Origin of the sequence: uncultured Campylobacter sp. (assembly GCF_937997405.1) — a bacterium.
In the GTDB taxonomy this organism is placed as follows: domain Bacteria; phylum Campylobacterota; class Campylobacteria; order Campylobacterales; family Campylobacteraceae; genus Campylobacter_B.
In genome coordinates, this window is sequence record NZ_CALKTL010000191.1 from 1 (window position 1) to 1,184 (window position 1,184).

The window sequence follows — 1,184 nt, forward strand, 5'->3', positions numbered from 1 at the left end:
CAAGACACGGTGCGCCGCTTCCGTGATAGGCTCGTCGCAAGCCTCGTGCGGCTGGACGTGGATTTTTTCAACCGCTTCCGCACGGGCGAGCTCATCAGCCGCACGATCAACGACATCGAGCGTATCCGCGTCGTGGTTTCGAATATGATCCCCGATTTTTTCACGCAAATCATTACGATTTTGGGGCTTTTAGGCGTCGTGATCTATCAGAGCCCAAAGCTCTCGTTTTTTGCGCTCGTGGTCTTTCCGTGCGCGATATATCCGCTCTCGCGCCTTGCGAAGCGGATGAAAAAAATTTCGCGCGAATCTCAAGAGAAAACATCCGATATCTCCTCGGCGCTCAGTCAAATTTACTCCAACATCGAAATCGTCAAGGCAAGCAACGCCGAGAGCTTTGAGGTGGAGAAATTTAACGCCGAAAACAGAAAATTTTTCAGTCTAAATTTAAAGGCGGTCGTAACGACATGCCTGGTAAGCCCGATCATGGAGATGCTAGGCGCAGTGGGCATCGCCGTGGTGATCATCGTCGGAGGGCAGGAGGTCATCGCGGGTCAAATGAGCATCGGCAGCTTTTTTAGCTTCCTTACGGCACTTTTTATGGTCTATACCCCGATAAAAAAGGTCTCCTCGCTCTACAACAATATGCAAGACGCCATTGCAGCGAGCGAGCGAACGTTTGAGCTCATAGACTTGGAGCCTACGATCGTCGGAGGCGGCAAACAGATGGGCGAGATCGGCTCGGTGAGCTTTTGCGACGTGTCGCTAAACTACGGCGACAAGGCGGCGCTGAAAGATATAAGCTTTAGCGTCAAAAAGGGCGAAATTTTAGCGCTCGTCGGAAACAGCGGCGGCGGCAAAAGCTCGGTCGTGAACCTGCTGATGCGCTTTTACGACGCAAGCAGCGGTAAAATTTTATTCAACGGCAACGACGAGATCGGCGAGTTCAGCATCCCTAGCCTGCGCGAAAATATCGGTCTGGTAAGCCAGCGCGTCTATATTTTCAACGACACGATCGCGCAAAACGTAAGCTACGGCGCGGAATTTAACGAGCAGCGCGTCATAGAGGCGCTGAAGCTCGCCAACGCCTATGAGTTCGTAAGCTCGATGAAGGATGGAATTTACACCGTGCTTAGCGAGTTCGGCGCAAATCTTAGCGGCGGGCAGCGCCAGCGTATCGCCATCGC

The 1,184-nt window shown here is 52.7% G+C and carries 1 protein-coding gene; it reads left to right on the top strand.

The window, feature by feature from the left end; genetic code table 11:
* Positions 1–1,184, top strand: a 1,184-nt coding sequence (locus Q0372_RS09940) for an ABC transporter ATP-binding protein (protein WP_298105480.1), incomplete at both ends; no start/stop codon positions are given.